Raw genomic sequence first — 2872 nt, forward strand, 5'->3', positions numbered from 1 at the left:
GGCACACGTTTGGAGTCGCTGGGTAACAGTCTGTCAGGGATTTTCCGGCACGCGATGGTCAATCAATGATGATCTTTGTGTTGAGGTCAGACGTCCGTTTGACAAGATCGAACATTAATATCCAAGTAGAGCCCGGCATGGTCGGGCCACTTCCTTCGGCTCTTTTATCGCGGCCCCGATGCTCCAACCAATCGACTTCGAAAGCGAGATCCGGCAATGAGGCTGATCAAAAATCTGCTGGCCTTGATTGTGCTTGCCGTCGGCGTGCTGTGGTCGCTGCAAGGCGTCGGCGTTGTCGGCGGCAGCTTCATGACCGGCCAGTCGCAATGGCTGTATATCGGTGTCGTCACCATGCTGGTCGGGCTGGGGGGATTGGTGTGGGCCAATCGCTAGAGGGTGAGCTTCGAAGAAAGGTCGACCCCCACTCCGCCAATTGCGGCGCCGCCCCCGACAAACCTACCCGAACAGCCGATCCAGAATCTTGCCTTCCAGCCGCGCAAGCTCCACCGAACCGCGCCGGCGCGGCCGTTCCACGGGCACATCCAGATCAAGCGCGATCCGGCCTTCGCTGATCACCACGACCCGGTCGGCCAGCGCGACCGCTTCGGCGACATCATGCGTGACCAGAACGGCGGTGAACTTCTGCGCGATCCAGATGCGTTCCAGAAGCTGCTGCATCTCGATGCGGGTCAGGGCGTCGAGTGCGCCGAGCGGCTCGTCGAGCGCCAGGATCTGCGGGTGGCCGACCAGCGCGCGGGCCAGCGCCACGCGCTGCTTCTGGCCGCCCGACAGCACCGAAGGCCATTCGTCGGCCCGGTCGGCAAGCCCGACCTCGCCGAGAATGTCGAGCGCGCGTTGCCTTGCCTCCGCGCCGGAAGCAATCCCGGTCAGCCCGACCTCGACGTTTTTCACCACGCTGGCCCAGGGCAGGAGCCGTGGTTCCTGGAACATGAAGCGCGTGCGGCTGTGTCCTTCCTCTTCGACGCCGAATGTCAGCGATCCCGATGTCGGCCGGTCGAGCCCGGCCAGAAGCCGCAAAAGCGTGCTTTTGCCGCAGCCGCTCTTGCCGATGACGGCAAGGAACTGCCCGGCCGGCACGTCCAGGTCGATGCCGTCGAGCACGGTCTTGTCGCCGAAGCGCTTGCCGGCTTGCCTGAAGGCAAAGGCCCGCTGCCCTTCGACGGAGCCGATCGGTCGCACCGGCGTGGCGACGAAGGAACGGGCTGCGGTCAGGCTGGCGGCGGTCATGGGCAATCTCTCATCTGTTCTGGAAGGCCGGATGCCAGCCGAGCGACAGCCGCTCGAGCAGGCGGGCGAGGCTGTCGGCGAGCTTGCCGAGCAGCGCGTAGATCAGGATCGACAGCACGACGACATCGATCAGCAGGAATTCGCGCGCCTGCATGGCCATGTAGCCGAGGCCGGAACTGGCCGAGATGGTTTCGGCGACGATCAGCGTCAGCCACATGATGCCCAGGGCATAGCGCAGGCCGACGAAGATCGCCGGCAGCGCACCGGGCAGGATGACGCGGAAGAACAGGGCGCGCCGGTCCATGCCGTAGACGCGGCCCATCTCGACCAGATGCGGGTCGACGCTCTGGATGCCGAGCAGCGTGTTGACATAGATCGGAAAGAACACGCCGAGCGCCACCAGGAACAGTTTGGCTTCCTCGTCGATGCCGAACCACAGGATGACCAGCGGGATCAGCGCCAGGTGCGGGATGTTGCGGATCATCTGCAGCGTCGTGTCGGTCAGGCCGCGGCTGAGCGTCGAGAGCCCGTTGGCAAGGCCAAGCGCAAAGCCGATCGAGCCGCCGATGGCGAAGCCGGCAAGGGCGCGCGCGGTCGAAACGCCGATGTTGCGGACCAGTTCGCCCGACAGCGTCAGCCGCCAGAAGGCCTCGGCGACCGCACTTGGCGCCGGCAGCACGTTGGCGGGCATGACGCCCGCGCGGCTGGCAATCTCCCAGCCGGCAATAACCAGCGCCGGGAGCAACCAGCCGATGGCATTGCTATGCAGGCGCGTGGCAAAGCTCATGACGAAGCCTGCAGGCGGTTGGCGCCATGGAAGCCGACCGAGAATTCGTTGGCGATGTTCTCATGCGCCCGCTGCCGCCTGGTGCCGAGCCCGAGTTTCGGGAATAGAAGCTCGGCGACGCGGTACGCTTCCTCGAGATGCGGATAGCCCGAGCCGATGATGGTATCGATGCCGATCGCCTGGTATTCGCGGATGCGCTCGGTGATCTGTTCCGGCGTGCCGACCAGCGCCGTGCCGGCGCCACCGCGCACCAGCCCGACACCGGCCCACAGATTGGGCGAGACGACCAGTCTGTCACGGCGTCCGCCATGCAATTGCGCCATACGGCGCTGGCCGACCGAATCCATCTGGTTGAGGAAGCGCGCCTGCGCATTTTCGATCTGGGCGTCGGTGACATGGCTGATCAGCCGGTCGGCGGCGCGCCAGGCTTCGTCCTCGGTCTCGCGAACGATGAAATGCAGCCTGATGCCGAAGCGCAGTTTTCTGCCGCGCAGTGCCGCTTTTGCGCGCGCCGCAGCCAGCTTCTCGGCAACCTGCGCCGGCGGTTCGCCCCAGGTCAGATACATGTCGACGAGGTCGGCGGCGAGGTCCTGGCCTGCGTCCGACGACCCGCCGAAATAGAGCGGCGGCCGCTCCTGGTGCGGCAGAAGGTCGAGGCGGCCATTCTCGACGCGGTAATATTTGCCGTCGAAATTGACCCGCTCGCCGGACACCAGGCCGCGCCAGATGGTCAGGAACTCATGCGCCTGGGCATAGCGCTCGTCATGCGGCAGGAAGACGCCGTCGCCGGCGAGCTCGGTCGGGTTGCCGCCGACCACGACATTGAGCAGCAGGCGG

Annotated in this window: 4 protein-coding genes; 1 reads left to right on the top strand and 3 read right to left on the bottom strand. The window is 65.5% G+C overall.

Going from position 1 to position 2872, the window contains the following annotated elements:
• The first annotated feature begins 216 nt into the window (after window positions 1-216).
• Window positions 217-393 (top strand): hypothetical protein, encoded by a 177-nt coding sequence (locus EN893_RS38275; RefSeq protein ID WP_164749060.1) that lies wholly within the window; start codon window positions 217-219, stop codon window positions 391-393.
• A gap of 63 nt (window positions 394-456) precedes the next feature.
• Here EN893_RS38275 and EN893_RS27045 read toward each other — a convergent pair whose 3' ends face one another.
• The 3 genes from EN893_RS27045 to EN893_RS27055 form a co-directional block, all read right to left on the bottom strand.
• Window positions 457-1248 (bottom strand): ATP-binding cassette domain-containing protein, encoded by a 792-nt coding sequence (locus EN893_RS27045; protein ID WP_127268050.1) that lies wholly within the window; start codon window positions 1246-1248, stop codon window positions 457-459.
• A gap of 10 nt (window positions 1249-1258) precedes the next feature.
• Window positions 1259-2035 carry an ABC transporter permease subunit gene (locus EN893_RS27050; RefSeq protein ID WP_127271637.1) on the bottom strand — a complete coding sequence of 259 codons (777 nt, stop codon included), beginning with the start codon at window positions 2033-2035 and terminating at the stop codon, window positions 1259-1261.
• A partial coding sequence (locus EN893_RS27055) for an LLM class flavin-dependent oxidoreductase (RefSeq protein WP_128361913.1) occupies window positions 2032-2872 on the bottom strand: 841 nt, incomplete at its 5' end. The genes EN893_RS27050 and EN893_RS27055, both read right to left, overlap by 4 nt.

The organism is Mesorhizobium sp. M7A.F.Ca.CA.004.04.2.1 (assembly GCF_004022825.1).
Lineage (GTDB): Bacteria > Pseudomonadota > Alphaproteobacteria > Rhizobiales > Rhizobiaceae > Mesorhizobium.

What these genes read in the sequence shown, in the direction of transcription:
- EN893_RS38275 (WP_164749060.1), top strand. Translation starts at nt 217, where the DNA reads ATGAGGCTGATCAAAAATCTGCTGGCCTTGATTGTGCTTGCCGTCGGC.
- EN893_RS27045 (WP_127268050.1), bottom strand. Translation starts at nt 1,248, where the DNA reads ATGACCGCCGCCAGCCTGACCGCAGCCCGTTCCTTCGTCGCCACGCCG.
- EN893_RS27050 (WP_127271637.1), bottom strand. Translation starts at nt 2,035, where the DNA reads ATGAGCTTTGCCACGCGCCTGCATAGCAATGCCATCGGCTGGTTGCTC.